Annotated in this window: 14 protein-coding genes, 1 pseudogene and 1 riboswitch; of the genes and pseudogenes, 1 reads left to right on the top strand and 14 read right to left on the bottom strand. The window is 73.1% G+C overall.

Annotated features, from left to right (window positions below):
• The 7 genes from BGO22_RS09110 to BGO22_RS09140 form a co-directional block, all read right to left on the bottom strand.
• The coding region (locus tag BGO22_RS09110) for an adenine nucleotide alpha hydrolase family protein (protein ID WP_502686448.1) at nt 1–358 on the bottom strand (358 nt) is incomplete at its 3' end.
• Nucleotides 355–612 (bottom strand): acyl carrier protein, encoded by a 258-nt coding sequence (locus BGO22_RS09115; RefSeq protein WP_070398994.1) that lies wholly within the window; start codon nt 610–612, stop codon nt 355–357. The genes BGO22_RS09115 and BGO22_RS09110, both read right to left, overlap by 4 nt.
• Nucleotides 613–647: 35 nt before the next feature.
• The gene (locus tag BGO22_RS09120) at nt 648–2,180 is read right to left on the bottom strand and encodes a class I adenylate-forming enzyme family protein (protein ID WP_254668145.1); all 1,533 of its coding nucleotides are present in this window, start codon (nt 2,178–2,180) and stop codon (nt 648–650) included.
• Complete coding sequence (gene asnB, locus BGO22_RS09125) at nt 2,177–4,120, bottom strand: asparagine synthase (glutamine-hydrolyzing) (RefSeq protein WP_070398993.1); 1,944 nt, start codon at nt 4,118–4,120, stop codon at nt 2,177–2,179. The genes BGO22_RS09120 and asnB overlap by 4 nt, the downstream gene beginning before the upstream one ends.
• Nucleotides 4,121–4,156: 36 nt before the next feature.
• Nucleotides 4,157–5,293 carry a GNAT family N-acetyltransferase gene (locus BGO22_RS09130; protein WP_286850327.1) on the bottom strand — a complete coding sequence of 379 codons (1,137 nt, stop codon included), beginning with the start codon at nt 5,291–5,293 and terminating at the stop codon, nt 4,157–4,159.
• A gap of 13 nt (nt 5,294–5,306) precedes the next feature.
• Nucleotides 5,307–5,576, bottom strand: a complete 270-nt coding sequence (locus BGO22_RS09135; protein ID WP_070398991.1) for an acyl carrier protein — start codon at nt 5,574–5,576, stop codon at nt 5,307–5,309.
• A 19-nt stretch (nt 5,577–5,595) separates the two neighbouring features.
• The gene (locus tag BGO22_RS09140) at nt 5,596–6,630 is read right to left on the bottom strand and encodes a 3-oxoacyl-ACP synthase III family protein (RefSeq protein WP_070398990.1); all 1,035 of its coding nucleotides are present in this window, start codon (nt 6,628–6,630) and stop codon (nt 5,596–5,598) included.
• Nucleotides 6,631–6,882: 252 nt separating this feature from the next.
• Between BGO22_RS09140 and BGO22_RS09145 the strand changes: the two genes are divergently transcribed.
• On the top strand, nt 6,883–7,971 hold the full coding sequence (locus tag BGO22_RS09145; protein WP_070398989.1) for a PA0069 family radical SAM protein: 1,089 nt from the start codon (nt 6,883–6,885) through the stop codon (nt 7,969–7,971).
• Nucleotides 7,972–7,985: 14 nt separating this feature from the next.
• Here the strand turns inward: BGO22_RS09145 and BGO22_RS09150 are convergent, their stop codons facing one another.
• The 7 genes and pseudogenes from BGO22_RS09150 to thiC form a co-directional block, all read right to left on the bottom strand.
• Nucleotides 7,986–8,195: an oxidoreductase-like domain-containing protein gene (locus BGO22_RS09150; RefSeq protein WP_239478321.1), complete on the bottom strand. Its 210-nt coding sequence runs from the start codon at nt 8,193–8,195 to the stop codon at nt 7,986–7,988.
• Nucleotides 8,196–8,204: 9 nt separating this feature from the next.
• Nucleotides 8,205–8,453: pseudogene (locus BGO22_RS09155) on the bottom strand (DUF1653 domain-containing protein); the annotation flags it as partial.
• Nucleotides 8,450–9,532: a thiamine phosphate synthase gene (locus tag BGO22_RS09160; RefSeq protein ID WP_070398987.1), complete on the bottom strand. Its 1,083-nt coding sequence runs from the start codon at nt 9,530–9,532 to the stop codon at nt 8,450–8,452. The gene BGO22_RS09160 and the pseudogene BGO22_RS09155, both read right to left, overlap by 4 nt.
• A 33-nt stretch (nt 9,533–9,565) precedes the next feature.
• Nucleotides 9,566–10,369, bottom strand: coding sequence for a thiazole synthase (locus BGO22_RS09165; RefSeq protein ID WP_070398986.1), 804 nt, complete (start codon nt 10,367–10,369; stop codon nt 9,566–9,568).
• Between the two features lie 26 nt (nt 10,370–10,395).
• The gene (thiS, locus tag BGO22_RS09170; RefSeq protein ID WP_070398985.1) at nt 10,396–10,611 is read right to left on the bottom strand and encodes a sulfur carrier protein ThiS; all 216 of its coding nucleotides are present in this window, start codon (nt 10,609–10,611) and stop codon (nt 10,396–10,398) included.
• The gene (locus BGO22_RS09175; RefSeq protein ID WP_070398984.1) at nt 10,608–11,696 is read right to left on the bottom strand and encodes an FAD-dependent oxidoreductase; all 1,089 of its coding nucleotides are present in this window, start codon (nt 11,694–11,696) and stop codon (nt 10,608–10,610) included. Before BGO22_RS09175 ends, thiS begins: the two co-directional genes overlap by 4 nt.
• A 2-nt stretch (nt 11,697–11,698) precedes the next feature.
• Nucleotides 11,699–13,597, bottom strand: coding sequence for a phosphomethylpyrimidine synthase ThiC (thiC, locus tag BGO22_RS09180; RefSeq protein ID WP_286850337.1), 1,899 nt, complete (start codon nt 13,595–13,597; stop codon nt 11,699–11,701).
• Between the two features lie 111 nt (nt 13,598–13,708).
• Nucleotides 13,709–13,823: riboswitch (TPP riboswitch) on the bottom strand.
• Between the last annotated feature and the right edge of the window lie 81 nt (nt 13,824–13,904).

The following is a 13,904-nucleotide window of genomic DNA, read 5'->3' on the forward strand; positions in this document are numbered from 1 at the left end:
CCACGCGGCGGATGGCCTCGTCGCGCTGCTGGTAGCAGCCCAGGGCCTCCAGCGCGGGCGCGATGTCGTGCACCTGGTACCGAATGCCCAGGTGCTCGGCCAGCAAGCGGCCGCGCTCGCTGCTGAAGCCGCTGGAGTCGCGCTCGGGCAGCAACAGGCCAAAGACCTTGTCCGCGCCCACGGCGCGCACGCTCAGCGCGGCGCAGACCGAGCTGTCGATGCCGCCACTGATGGCCACCACCAGGCCGCGGCGGCGCAGCTTCTGCGTCAGCACGCGTGGAATCCATTCGCCGATGCGCGCGAGTTCGGCCGCGCAGTCGAGTTGCAGGCTGTGCGGGCCCAGCGGTGCGGCGCTCATGCCGCGGCCTCCTGCTTGCTGCGCACGAATGCCTCGATCGCGTTCAGCGAATCGAGGTTCTCCGGCACCATTTCCTCGTCGCCGATCGTGATGCCATAGGTCGCCTCCAGGTGCGCCACGAGTTCGAGGAAGCCCGTGGAGTCGAGCACCTGGTGCTCCAGGAAGGACTCGTCGTCGCCCGGCGAGACGGCGCCCGCGCCCAGCAGCAGGTTCTCTTCGATGTAGCGCCGGACCTCGGCTTTGATGGTGCTCATGGTGGTGTGCTCGTTGGGGAGTCAAGGAAAAGGGCTCAGGCCAGGTCGCGCCGGCGCAGCTTGCCGGACTCGGTCTGGGGCAGCTGGTCGACGAAGGCCACGGCCTTGGGCGCCATCCAGCTTTCCAGGCGGGCCTGGCAGTGGCGGATGACCTCGCGCTCGCTCAGCGTGGCGCCGGGTTGCAGCCGCACGTGGGCCTTCACGGCCAGGCCCAGGCGTTCGTCGGGCATGGGGGCGACGGCGGCCTCCAGCACGCCGGGCAGCTCGCAGATGGCGTGCTCCACTTCCAGCGGGTAGACCTTCTCGCCGCGCGACTTGAACATGTCGTCGGTACGGCCCACGCAGTAGAGCCAGCCGTGCGCGTCGCAGCGGAAGACGTCGCCGGTGCGCAGGGTGTGTTCGCCGGGGCGTGGGCCCGGGGTGATGCGGCCGGTCTGGCCGGGCGGCGCGTTCCAGTAGCCGGGGCTCACGTGCGGGCCGCTCACCACCAGCTCGCCGGTGGCGCCGAGGCCGCCGTCGGGCAGGCGCTGGCCATGCTCGTCGATCAGCCAGTGGGCCTGGAAGGGCAGGCCGCGGCCCACGCTGTCGGGACGGATGTCCACCTCGTCGTGCGGCAGGTAGCTCGCGCGCATGCACTCGGTCAGCCCATACATGAGCAGCAGGCGCGCCCGGGGCAGGCGCTGGCGCAGCTGCGCGGTGTGCGCGGCCGGCAAGGCGGCGGCGGCGTTGGTGATGAGGCGCAGGGCGGACAGGTCGTGCGCGCCCAGGTCCAGCGCCAGCAGGCTGGCCCACAGCATGGGCACGCCAGGGAAAACGCTCACGCGCTCGGCCGCGAGGCGCTCCAGCAGCCTGGCGGGAAAGGCGGCGCTGTTTTCCAGCACCAGCGTGGCGCCCAGCCCCAGTCCCATCACCACGTGGTACAGGCCGTAGCTGAAGCTGGGCGGCAGCGCCAGGCCGATGACGTCGTCGGGCCGCAGCTGCAGGTAGGTTTGCACCGCGCGCCAGGCCGCGAGCATGTTGGCGTGGCTGAGCATCACGCCCTTGGGCTGCCCGGTGGTGCCTGAGGTGTAGATCAGGGTGGCCAGCTCGCCAGGGCTGGTGGGGCCGGCGAGGGGCGCGGGGATGGGGGCGGGCCGGGGCCAGGGCTGGGTGGCCGTGGCCGCGGGTACCGGGCCATGGGCCCACACCAGCGTGCCGGGCGCCTGCGCGAGCGCGGCGGTCCACACGGTGGCCAGCGTGGCCTGCGTGAGCAGGGCGCGCGCGCCGGTGTCGGCCAGCACGTGGGCGAGCTTGGCCGCCTTGGTCTGCGGGCCCAGCGGCACCGCCACCGCGCCCAGGCGCCACACCGCGTGCAGGGCGGCCACGTACTCGGCGCCGCTGTCCAGCAGCAGCACCACGCGATCACCGCGCCGCAGGCCCTCCATCTGCAAGGCCTCGGCGATGCCCTGGGCCATGGCCGCGAGTTCGCCGTAGCTCAGGCGCCGCTCGCCCACCACCACGGCGGTCTTGCCCGGCTGTTCGCGGCCGCGCGCCTCGAAGGCGCTGTGCACAAACGGGCCCATGCTCATGACGGCTCCATCGCCGGTGCCTCGGCGCGCACGAACTGCCGGTGCAGCAGTTGGGTGGACAGCACACCCACGAAGGCCATGTTGTCGGCGAAGCCGATGGCGCGGCCGGCCGCGCACTTGGCGCTGAGCCGCGCGACGGCGGGGGCGTCGAACAGCCCGGCCTCGCGCAGGCTGTCCTCGCTCAGCAGCTCGCGCACCCAGGGCAGGGGCTGGCCGTTGTCGAAGAAGCTGGCGCTGTCGGGCGAGCGGTAGGGCTGCTTGGTGCGTTGGCCGATGGCGGGTGGCAGCTCGCGCGCGAAGGCCTGGCGCAGCAGCAGCTTCTCGCGCAGGCCGCGCATTTTCAGGCGCGGCGGCAGGGCGGCGGCGAAGGCGATCACGCGCGGGTCCAAGAAGGGGTAGCGGCCTTCGATGGACGCCGCCATGGCCATGCGGTCGCCCTGCGCGGCCAGCAGGTAGCCGCTCATGAGCGTGTGCGCCTCGGTGTACTGGTCGCGCGCCAGCGGCTGCCAGCGGGCGAAGGCCTCGGGCACGCGCGCGCGCCATTGCGCGGCGGGCTCGTGCGCGGCGAGCCTGTGCTGCCACTCGGGCGTGAAGAAGGCCCAGGCGCGGCGCGTGCTGGCCAGGCGCGTTTGGTGGGCGAAGCCGGGGTCGCCGTCGGGCACGCGGCTGTCGGTGAAGAAGCGCTGCGCGAGGACGTTGTTGGCGCCGCCGGGCGAGCGCGCCATCCAGGGGTAGAGCCGCTCCACCGCGCGCGCGCGCCGCGCCGAGCCGGGCAGTCGCGCAACGAAGCGGCGGATCTTGGCTTCCTTGAACAGGTCGTAGCCGCCGAACACCTCGTCCGCGCCTTCGCCGGTGAGCACCACCTTGTAGCCGGCCGCGCGCACGCTGTCGGCCAGGCGCAGCATGGGGGCGGGGGCGGTGCGCACCAGCGGGGTCTCGGCGTGCCACACGCTGCGCGCGAAAGCGGCGGCGATGTCCGCCCGGCCGCAGCCGATGGCGCTGTGCCGCGTGTCCAGGTGACGCACCATCAGGCGCTGGTGCTCGCTCTCGTCGTACTCGGCCTCGTCGAAGGTGAGCGAGAAGCAACGCAGCGGTGTGTCGGTGTGGCGGCGGATGATGGTGGTGAGGATGGACGAGTCCAGCCCGCCGCTGAGGTAGGCGCCCACGGGCACGTCGGCGCGCAGCTGCAGTCGCACGGCGTCCACCAGCAGGGCGTGCAGCTGGTCGGCCAGCGCGTCCTCGTCCACGGGGGCGAAGGGGTCGCTGTCGGGGAAGTCCCAGTCCCACCAGCGGCTGAGGCGCTCACCGGCCGCGTCCACCACCAGGCGGTGGCCCGGCGGCAGGCAGTGGATGCCTTCGAATGCCGTGTGCGGCGCCAGTGGCGCCCACCAGCCCAGGCTGGAGGCGAGGCCGGCCGGGTCGAGCGCGCGCGGCACGGCGGGCAGGGCGAACAGGGCCTTGGCCTCGGAGGCGAAGGCCAGGCGTTCGCCCATCCGCGTCCAGAACAGCGGGCGGATGCCCACGCCGTCGCGCGCCAGCAGCAGGCGCTGGCGCGCGGCGTCCCACAGGCCGATGGCGAACTGGCCGTTCAGGCGCGACAGGAAGCCATCGCCCCAGGCCTGGTAGGCCTGCAGCAGCACCTCGGTGTCGGAGTCGGTGCGGAAGCGCCGGCCCAAGGCGCGCAGCTCGGCGCGCAGTTCGATGTAGTTGAAGATTTCGCCGTTGAAGACCAGTTGCACCCGGCCGTCCGCGCTGGCCATGGGCTGGGCGCCGCCGTCAAGATCGATGATGGCCAGGCGCGCGTGCGCCAGGCCGATCGGCCCGTCGTGCCACACGCCCTGGCCGTCGGGGCCGCGGTGGTGCAGGGCGCGCGCCATGGCGGCGAGTTCCTCGCGCCGGGGCGGCTGGCGGGGGCTGAAGAGACCGGCGATGCCGCACATGCTCAGGCCTCGCTCGGCAAGGGGCGCTCAGGCTTCCTAGAAGCCATCGGCGTCGTCGCGCAGGTCGGTCAGGCGCCAGGGCGCGCGGGCCAGCCGGGCGGCCAGTTCGGGGTCGCGCGACTGCACGCCGCAGGGGCGGCCCCCGTCGTCCTGGGACGGCAGGAAGCCGGCGCGCGCGGCCACGCGCCGCGAGGCCTCGTCCTGCAGCAGCAGGCGCACGCAGGTGCAGCGCTGCGCGGCGGCCTCGCGGATGGCCTCGTGCAGCAGCACCAGCAGGGTGTCGTCGCCGTCGTGGTGCCAATCGACCAGGTGCAGCTCGGGCCGGCCGCGGTCGTCGGTCTCCACCGACCAGGCGATGAGGCCGGCCACGGCGTCGCCGCGTCGCGCCACGCGCAGGCTCAGGGGCCGGCGCGGGTTGTCGAGCAGGCGGCGCTGCAGGTAGGCGCCGCCGTGGCGCAGGTGCACGCCGGCGGCCCCGCGCGCCACCGACGCGCTGAGCGCGGGGTCGAGCCGCGGGGTGTTCTCCAGCGTGAAGCCGCGCGGGCGGTGGCGGCGCAGCGCCAGGCGCCGCAGGGCCAGGCCGGCGTTGGCCAGGCGCATGGCCAGTGGCGTGGCGGCCAGCGCGGGCCAGCGGCGCTGAACGAAGGGCTGCAGGTCCAGTGGGTGGGTGAAGGTCAGGCGCGGCGGTAGCGGCTCGAAGAGGCGGCGCACGATGCCGGCCGAGTTCTGGTTGGCGCCCACCGCGAGCGTGAAGCCGTGGCGCGCGAGCATGGCCTGGTTGAGCCAGATGCCCAGGCCCGACTCCTGCGCCTGCGGCCGCACCAGCAGGTCCATCACCTGCGCGCCGGCGAGCGCCTGGCCGTCCAGTTCGATGGGCAGGTCTTCCACGCCGATGGTGGCCAGGACCCGGCCGTGGGCGTGCAGGCACCACAGCTCGCCGAAGCCCGCACCCTCGCGCCCGAGGCGGTAGCGCCAGCGCAGGTAGGCGTCGTCGTCCCATTCGTGGCCGGGCAGCAGGTGCTCGCGGCGCAGGGCGATGAGCTGGGGCAGGTCGTCCAGCGTGGCCGGGCGCAGGCCCTCGCGCAGCGCGGCTTCGTCCAGGCCCAGGCTGCGCGCCACCAGGCGGCCGAGCTTGTCGTGCGCCGGCACGCGTGGCGCCGGTGCCGGCGCCACGGGGCGGCTCGGTTCAGTCGCCCGCACGCAGCGCTCCCTGCTCGCGCAGGAAGTCCAGCACGTGGCCGATGCGCGTCATCTCGCGCGAAACCTCGGCCGTGAGCTCGATGCCGAAGCGCTCGTCGAGTTCGGCGATCAGCATCAGCGCGCCCATGGAGTCCCAGTCTTCGATGGACTCGCGTTCCACGTCCGGGTGCAGGCTCTCGGGCGGCACGTTGAAGCACTCGGCCAGCATGGCCAGGGCCTCGGTCTGGGTGATGGTGGGGCGGGTGCTGGGCGTCATGCGGAGCGGTTGGGGTGGATCACAGGCCTTCGCCGTCGTCGTGCAGCAGCAGGGTGCGGTGATCGGCCCGCACCAGGGCGGCGCCCCAGGACAGGCCCACGCCGTAGCCCAGCAGCATCCACAGCCGGTGCTGCCCGGGCGGCGGCGGCGCGATCCGGCGCGTGAGCGCCACCGCCACCGACGGGCCGCCGCAGTTGCCGCTGTCCTCGATCGACATCGGCACGCGCTCGTCCGGCAGGCCGCTCTTCTTCATCAGGTGTTTCATGATGAAGCGGTTGGACTGGTGGAAGACGAAGGCGTCGACGTCGGCCACCGCCTTGCCGGCGAAGGCCAGGGTGTCGGCGATCAGCGCGGGCACGCGCTTGATGGTGAAGTTGAAGATGGCCGCGCCGTCCATTTCCAGGAAGCGGTGGCGCGGGTCGGCCGGCTCGCGGTCGCGGAAGGCGCCGCCGCGCAGGATCAGGCCTTCGGCGCCGCTGCCGTCGGTGTGCAGCACGAACTGGCCGCCAGCGGCCGGGTCGTCGTCGAGTTCCAGCGCGGTGGCCGAGCCGGCGTCGCTGAACAGCAGCACGGTGGCCTGGTCCTCGGGGCTGACGAAGCGGCTGGGCGTTTCGCCGTGCAGCATGAGCACGCGCCGGTGGCCGCCGCCGCGCAGCATGGCGGCCGCCAGGTACAGGCCATAGGGGTAGCCCGAGCAGCCCAGACCGACGTCGAAGGCGGCGCAGCTGTCGGGCAGGCCCAGTCGCTGCTGCAACAGGCAACTGGTGGAGGGCAGGAAGTGGTCGGGCGTCTGGGTGACGAAGATCAGCGCGCTCACGGTGTCGGGCGCCCAGCCCAGGCGCTCCATCAGCCGCGTGGCGGCGCGAAAACACAGATCGGCCGAGGTGAGGCCGGGCGTGACCACGCGGCGCTCGCGCACGCCGGCCATGGCCACCACCTTGCGCACGTCCTCGGGGGCGAAGCCCAGGGCCGGGTCGAGGTTGTCCACCACCGTCGGCGGCAGGCAGGTGCTCACGCCGGCCAGGCGAAAGCCGCCGATGTTCGATTGGCTCAACCGGGGTCCCTCTTGAAATCTGGAAGAACGGGCGATCTCAGCGCGAGGGCTGGACGTCTTTTGGCTTACCCTGGTCAGTATAAGGAGGGGCCGATGCGTGCCCCCACATTGGGCGACGGGCATAAGTCACACAAGTGGGGGGCGCGCGGGGAACCGGGCCAGTTCGTGGCCCTGGCGGCGACGACGGGCGGCCGTGCGCGCCGGCTGGGTGCTTCATATACTGTGGTTTTGTACAGTATTTTGGAGGCCCTCATGACCGAGGTCCACATCCCCGTGGCGGCCCTCAAAGGGCGAGGCGTGTCCTTCCGACAGCCCCACCGTTTCGAGTCCGCCGCGCGCGCCGCTTTCGACGACGGCTGGAGCACGCTCGACGCCGCGCAGGCCGAAGAACACGCCGCGCCCGCCACCAGCGTGAGCTGGGAGGACGCCTGCAGCGCGATCACCACCAACGCCTCGCCCGACATCGGCTTCGTGCACGGCCTCAACCCCTACCGGGGCTGCGAGCACGGCTGCGTGTACTGCTACGCGCGGCCCAGCCACAGCTACCTCAACCTCTCGCCGGGGCTGGATTTCGAGACCCGCCTCATCGCCAAGCGTGGTTTCGCCGAGGTGCTGGCGCGCGAGCTGCAGCGCCCGTCCTACGAGCCCAGCATGGTGGCCCTGGGCACCGTGACCGACGCCTACCAGCCCATCGAACGCGAGCTGCGCTTGACGCGCGCCACGCTGGACGTGCTGGCCCGCGCGCGCCACCCGGTGGGCATCGTCACCAAGGGCAGCGGGGTGGAGCGCGACATCGACCTGCTCGCGCCGCTGGCCGAGCAGGGCCTGGCGGCGGTCTACGTCACCATCACCACGCTGGACCCCAAGCTGGCGCGCGCCCTGGAGCCGCGCGCCGCCGCGCCGCACCGGCGACTGCGCACCATCCGCACCCTGGCCGAGGCCGGCATCCCCGTGGGCGTGAGCGTGTCGCCGCAGATTCCCTTCCTGAACGAAGACATGGAGCAGGTGCTGGAGGCCGCGCGCGAGGCCGGCGCGCGGCGCGCCTTCTACCAGGTGATCCGCCTGCCCTGGGAGCTGGCGCCCATCTTCCGCCAGTGGCTGCTGCAGCACTGCCCGCAGCGCGCGGGGAGGGTGATGGCGCGCATCCAGGACATGCGCGGCGGTCGTGACTACGACAGCGATTTCGCCACCCGCATGAAGGGCAGCGGCCCCTGGGCCGAGCTGCTGCGCCAGCGCTTCCACAAGGCCTGCGCGCGGCTGGGCTACGCCACCGAGCGCGAGGCCATGGACCTGTCGCGCTTCCAGCCGGCGGCGCTGTCGGCGCAGCGGGAATTGTTCTGACGCGGCCGGCGGCCTCAGCCCAGCCGCTCCAGCGCGTCGTCGGCCCAGTAGCGCACGGCGTGGTAGTAGCCCTCCCACACGCAGCCGTGGCAGCCGCGGCCGCAGCAGGTGCCGGGCTCGGGTGGCGGGGCGCGCAGGGCGCTGTCCAGGTCGACGCCCTGGCGCTGCGCGCGGCCGCGCAGGTGCGCGATCAGCGCCTGCGCGCTGGCCCGGTCGGCGGGCATGAGCTCGGCCGCGCGGACGCGGCGGAAGCGCTTCTGCTCCCGGCCCTCGAAGACAGCGGTCTCATTGAACATGGCCGAAGGCCGCACCCACAGGCCCCCGCCTTTCAGGCCCGCGCCGTAGAGCGCGCGGTACAGCACCAGCGGCTGCAGCGTCTCGCTGCAGCGCACGGTGTCGATCACCTCGTACCAGCCGCCTTTGTAGTGGCGGTACAGGCCGGGCGGTGTGGGGGTCAGCGGGGGCAGGTCGTCGTCGTTCACGCGCACTCGGGCGACAGCGTGGGATGTGGCCACGCCGGGGCGGGGCGGCGCGGCGCGGCGTGTCCCGCTTCCCAAGCGCGCTGCCAGCGCGGCAGCGTGGCGCGCGGGTCCTCGCCCAGGCCGCGCACCACGCACACCGTGGCCGCGCCGGTGGTGGCGCATTGTTCGAGCTGGTCGGGGTCCAGGATGCCGCCGATGGCGATCACCGGCCGTCCGGCCATGCGCACCCACCAGGCCAGGTTGTCCAGGCCCTGCGCGTGCCAGGGCATGTCCTTGGTGAGCGTGGGCCAGACCGGGCCGCAGGCGATCAGGTCGGCCCCGGCGCCGCGCGCGCGGCACAGCTCCCACAGGCTGTGCGAGCTCATGCCCAGCTGCAGGCCGCGCGCCTGAGCGGTGGCGATGGTGGTGCGCTCGGTGTGCCGCAGCGCCAGCCAGTCTTCCTGCCCCAGGTGCAGGGCCGGCGCGTTCAGCGACAGCGCCAGGCGCCAGTGGTCGTTCACCACCAGGGCGGCGCGGCCGGCGCCGCGCGCGGCGTCCAGCGCGGCGCGCAGTTCGGGCACCAGCGCGGGGTCGTCGCGCCGCGCCTTGATCCGCAGCTGGATCAGGCCGGCGCCGGCCTCGGCGCAGGCGCGCACGCGCTCGGCGCTGTCCACGATGGCGTAAACGCCCAGCGCGGGCACGTGCGAGAGCGGCGCCGTCCAGCGCGCCGGGGTCTCGTCGACGGAGAGCACCGGCAGATCGAGCGAGCTGGCGCGGTCGGGCAGGCGCGCGAGCACGGCCGCGTCGGCGGCGACCCAGCCTTGCGCCAGCGCGGCGCTGAAGCGCAGGGCGTGGTCCGTGGGGCCCGAGCGCGGGCGCGTCAGCCAGCCCTGCGCGTTCAGGGTGTCCAGCCAGTCGTGCGGGTCGCCGGTGATCACCACGTCGCTGGCGCCCTGGTCGCGCAGCGCGCGGGCGAGTTCGGGAACGGACAGGCGGCCGGCGGGCAGGCCCAGGCGCGCGGCCGCCTCGTGGGCGGTGAGGCGCAGTACGGCGTCGGTGGTGGCGTCGCTGGGCGATTCGGTGGGAGCGGGGGATTGCATGGTCGCGGGAGTGTCGCCGATCGGGGGCGGTGCTCAGCCGATCAGCATGGGCCGCCCGCTCACGGGCGTGCTCGCCACAGCCATGTCCTGCGGCGCCATGACGCCGGCCTCGAAGGCCAGGCGGCCCGCGCGCACCGCGTCGCCGAAGGCGCGCGCCATGGCCACGGGCTCGCGCGCGTGCGCCACGGCGGAGTTCAGCAGCACGGCGTCGAAGCCCAGCTCCAGCGCCTGCGCCGCATGCGAGGGCGCGCCGATGCCGGCGTCCACCACCAAGGGCACGCCCGGCAGGCGCGCGCGCAGCGTGCGCAAGGCCCAGGGGTTGAGCAGACCCTGGCCCGAGCCGATCGGCGCACCCCAGGGCATCAGCACCTCGCAGCCGGCGTCCAGCAGGCGCTGGCAGGTGACGAGGTCATCGGTGCAGTACGGAAAGACCGCGAAGCCGGCCTTCACGAGTTCGGCGGCGGCCTCGACCGTGCCCCAGGGATCGGGCTGCAGGGTGTGCTCGTCGCCCACCACCTCCAGCTTGATCCAGTGCGTGTCGAGCAACTCGCGCGCCATGTGCGCCAGGGCCACGGCCTCGCGCGCGCTGCGGCAGCCGGCGGTGTTGGGCAGCAGGCGCACGCCGCGCGCGCGCAGCGGCGGCAGCAGCTCGGCCAGGAAGGCGTTGCCCTCGGCGCCACCGGCGGCCGCCATGCGGCGCAGGCCCAGCGTGACGACGGACGCGCCGCTGGCCTGCAGGGCCTGCTGGAGCACGGTGGGCGAGGGGTAGCCGGCGGTGCCCAGCATCAGTCGCGTGGCAAGGGTTTCGCCATAGGCGACCCAGGGCGCAGGGTCCATGAGAGGTGTCGTCTGGAGGTCCACGCTCAGCCTCCGACGATGGCTTCGAAGGTGCTCACCTCGTCGCCAGCCTGCAGGGGGGTGTCGGCGCGCGCGGCGCGCGGCACAAAGCGCGCGTTGAGCGCGGTGGCCACGCGTTCGGGGCGCAGGCCTTCGCGCTCCAGGAGGCTGTGCAGAGTCGTGCCGGGCGGGCAGGGCAGTTCGCGACCGTTCAGGCGCACGGTGGGAAGGGGGGCTGTCATGGCGGGGATTGTCCCTCGCTCGCCAAGCCCGCGGCGGCAAGGGCGTCTTGCACCACCGCGGGTGCGACCATCCAGCCGTGGCGGAACAGGCCGTTGATGCGCAGCAGCCCGGGCCTGTGCTCGATGCTGGGCAGGTGGTCGGCGCGCGCGGGGCGCAGGTTGGTTTCCAGGTGGTCGATGCGGGCCTCGGCGAGCTCGGGCAGCACGCTGTGGGCGGCCGACATCAGCTCGACGGCGCTGCGCAGGCTGACGGGCGAGCGGTCCTCGCTCTCGATCTCGCTGGCGCCCACCACGATCCGGTCGCCCGGGCGCGGCACCAGGTAGACGCGGTGGCGCGGGTGCAGCAGGCGCACGGGCCGCCGCAGGCGCACGCCGGGGGCGTGCAGCCACAGCACCTCGCCGCGCACACCGCGCAGCGGCACCTCGGGCCGCGCACCCAGGCCACGCGTGTCGATGGCGAGATCGGCCGCGGCGGTGTCGCCGCCGATCAGGCGCAGGCGGCCCGCGTCCACGGTGTCGACCAGGGTGTTCCAGTGCCATTGCACGCCGCCGGCCTGCTCGGCCAGGGCCAGCAGGGTCTCGCGCGGCAGCAGCTGGCCTTCGCCGGGCAGCAGCCAGGCCAGCAGGCCGCTGGCCAGCGCGGGCTCCAGCGCGCGCAGCGTGGCGGCGTCCAGGGGCTGGGGCGCGGGCGCTTCGGGCACGCCGTTCAGGCGCGCCAGCGTGCGCTGCGCGTTGCCCCGGTCGCTGCCGTGCGCAAGCAGCAGGCTGCCCTCGGTGCGCACCAGCCCGGGCGCCCCGCCCTCGGCCAGCTGCCGGCCGATGGCCTGCCACAGCGGCAGCGAGCGCCAGCCCAGGCGCGCCACCGCGGGCTCGGCGCCGTCGAGTTCGGCCAAGGGGCTCAGCATGCCGGCGGCGGTGAAGCCCGCCGCGTGCGGCCGCGGGTTCACCGCCGCCACCTGGCCCGGCGTGGGCGGCTGGGGGCCGTCGGCCGGGTCGAACACGCTCACCGAATGGCCTTCGCTCGCCAGCCGCCAGGCCAGCAGGCGGCCCAGTACCCCGGCGCCCGCGATCGCGATGCGCGCCATGCTCAGCCCTTCTTCAGCGTGTCGAGCGGCACGTAGAACTCGCCGCCCGCGGCCTTGAACTGGGCCGACTTCTCGGCCATGCCCTGCTGCAACGCCTCGGCCTCGGCCAGGCCTTTCTGCTCGGCGTAGTCGCGCACGTCCTGCGTGATCTTCATCGAGCAGAACTTGGGGCCGCACATGGAACAGAAGTGCGCCTCCTTCGACGAGTCCTTGGGCAGGGTTTCGTCGTGGTAGGCCTCGGCGGTGTCCGGGTCCAGGCCGAGCGCGAACTGGTCGCGCCAGCGGAACTCGAAGCGCGCCTTGCTCATGGCGTCGTCGCGCGCGCGCGCGCCGGGGTGGCCCTTGGCGATGTCGGCCGCGTGCGCGGCGATCTTGTAGGCAATGATCCCCTGCTTCACGTCGTCGCGGTCGGGCAGGCCCAGGTGCTCCTTGGGCGTGACGTAGCACAGCATGGCCGTGCCCATCCAGCCGATCATGGCCGCGCCGATGGCCGAGGCGATGTGGTCGTAGCCCGGCGCGATGTCGATGGTCAGCGGGCCCAGGGTGTAGAAGGGCGCCTCGTGGCAGTGCTTGAGCTGCTCGTCCATGTTGGCCTGGATCAGGTGCATGGGCACGTGGCCGGGGCCTTCGATCATGGTCTGCACGTCGTGCTTCCAGGCGATCTGCGTGAGCTCGCCCAGCGTGCGCAGCTCAGCGAACTGGGCCTCGTCGTTGGCGTCGGCGCCGCTGCCAGGGCGCAGGCCGTCGCCGAGCGAGAAGCTCACGTCGTAGGCCTTCATGATTTCGCAGATTTCCTCGAAGTGCGTGTAGAGGAAGTTCTCCTTGTGGTGGGTGATGCACCACTTGGCCAGGATGGAGCCGCCGCGCGAGACGATGCCGGTGCGCCGCTTGGTCGTGAGGTGGATAAAGGGCAGGCGCACGCCCGCGTGGATAGTGAAGTAGTCGATGCCCTGCTCGGCCTGCTCGATCAGGGTGTCGCGGAAGATCTCCCAGCTGAGGTCCTCGGCCACGCCGCCCACCTTCTCCAGCGCCTGGTAGATGGGCACGGTGCCGATGGGCACGGGCGAGTTGCGCACGATCCAATCGCGCGTGGTGTGGATGTTCTTGCCGGTCGAGAGGTCCATCACCGTGTCGCCGCCCCAGCGGATGGACCACACGAGCTTCTCCACCTCTTCCTCGATGCTGGAGGTGACGGCCGAGTTGCCGATGTTGGCGTTGATCTTCACGCCGAAGTTGCGGCCGATGATCATCGGCTCGAGCTCGGGGTGGTTGATGTTGGCCGGGATGATGGCGCGCCCGCGCGCGACCTCTTCGCGCACGAACTCGGGCGTGATGATCTCGGGGATGCGCGCGCCCATGGGGTTGCCGCGCAGGCGTGCCTCGCGCTCGGGGTCGCCGAGGTACTCGCGCATCCAGTCGCGCTTGCCGTTCTCGCGGATGGCGATGTACTCCATCTCGGGGGTTACGATGCCTTGGCGCGCGTAGTGCATCTGGGTGACGTTGGCGCCGGCCTTGGCGCGGCGCGGCGTGCGCTGCAGCGCGGCGGCCTCGCTGCGCAGGGCGGCGATGCGCTCGGCCGCGTGCGCATCCGGTACCTCGTGCTTCACGCCGTCGTCCAGCGCCTGGCGCTCGCGCCCGCTGTAGGCCTCGGTGTCGCCGCGGGCCTCGATCCAGGCCGCGCGCACGGGGGCCAGGCCCTTCCTCACGTCGATGCTCACCGTCGGGTCGGTGTAGGGGCCCGAGGTGTCGTAGACCGTCACGCGCTCGCCGTTGGTGAGCGCGATCTCGCGCATGGGCACCTGCACGCCGGCCTGCGCGCCGGGCACGAAGACCTTGGTGGAGGCGGGGGAGGGCTCGCGCGTGAGCGTGAGCAGGGGGGCGAACTTGTCGGGGGCGTTCATGGGGCGGTCTCCTGGTGGCGAGCAACGGGGGCTGTGTGCTCCGGAGGACCGCCGGGCGGGAGTTCATGCCGGGCTCCCGTGCCGCCATGGGGCGGTGGGCTGGCATGCCGCTCATCTCGGCTGCGCTCTTCTTTCGCCGGTACTAGCCGGATCAAGTTCACGGGTTCGGCATTTCAGCCATCTCAGCGCCGGGCCTTCACAGGCCGGGGCACCCCGGAGCAGAGGGGAGTGTACGCCGGGGCCCGGTGTGGGCATAGTGAAAGCCCTTCCACCGATCGATTGCAAGGAGACCCGCATGAAGAACAAC

The organism is Hydrogenophaga sp. 70-12 (assembly GCF_001897365.1).
Lineage (GTDB): Bacteria > Pseudomonadota > Gammaproteobacteria > Burkholderiales > Burkholderiaceae_C > Hydrogenophaga > Hydrogenophaga borbori.

Bases quoted from the DNA above. Each gene is read 5' to 3' on its own strand.
- BGO22_RS09115 (WP_070398994.1), bottom strand. From the start codon at position 612: ATGAGCACCATCAAAGCCGAGGTCCGGCGCTACATCGAAGAGAACCTG.
- BGO22_RS09120 (WP_254668145.1), bottom strand. From the start codon at position 2,180: ATGAGCATGGGCCCGTTTGTGCACAGCGCCTTCGAGGCGCGCGGCCGC.
- asnB (WP_070398993.1), bottom strand. From the start codon at position 4,120: ATGTGCGGCATCGCCGGTCTCTTCAGCCCCCGCCAGCCGCCCCGGCGC.
- BGO22_RS09135 (WP_070398991.1), bottom strand. From the start codon at position 5,576: ATGACGCCCAGCACCCGCCCCACCATCACCCAGACCGAGGCCCTGGCC.
- BGO22_RS09145 (WP_070398989.1), top strand. From the start codon at position 6,883: ATGACCGAGGTCCACATCCCCGTGGCGGCCCTCAAAGGGCGAGGCGTG.
- BGO22_RS09150 (WP_239478321.1), bottom strand. From the start codon at position 8,195: ATGCCCGCCGACCGGGCCAGCGCGCAGGCGCTGATCGCGCACCTGCGC.
- BGO22_RS09160 (WP_070398987.1), bottom strand. From the start codon at position 9,532: ATGCAATCCCCCGCTCCCACCGAATCGCCCAGCGACGCCACCACCGAC.
- BGO22_RS09165 (WP_070398986.1), bottom strand. From the start codon at position 10,369: ATGGACCCTGCGCCCTGGGTCGCCTATGGCGAAACCCTTGCCACGCGA.
- thiS (WP_070398985.1), bottom strand. From the start codon at position 10,611: ATGACAGCCCCCCTTCCCACCGTGCGCCTGAACGGTCGCGAACTGCCC.
- BGO22_RS09175 (WP_070398984.1), bottom strand. From the start codon at position 11,696: ATGGCGCGCATCGCGATCGCGGGCGCCGGGGTACTGGGCCGCCTGCTG.
- thiC (WP_286850337.1), bottom strand. From the start codon at position 13,597: ATGAACGCCCCCGACAAGTTCGCCCCCCTGCTCACGCTCACGCGCGAG.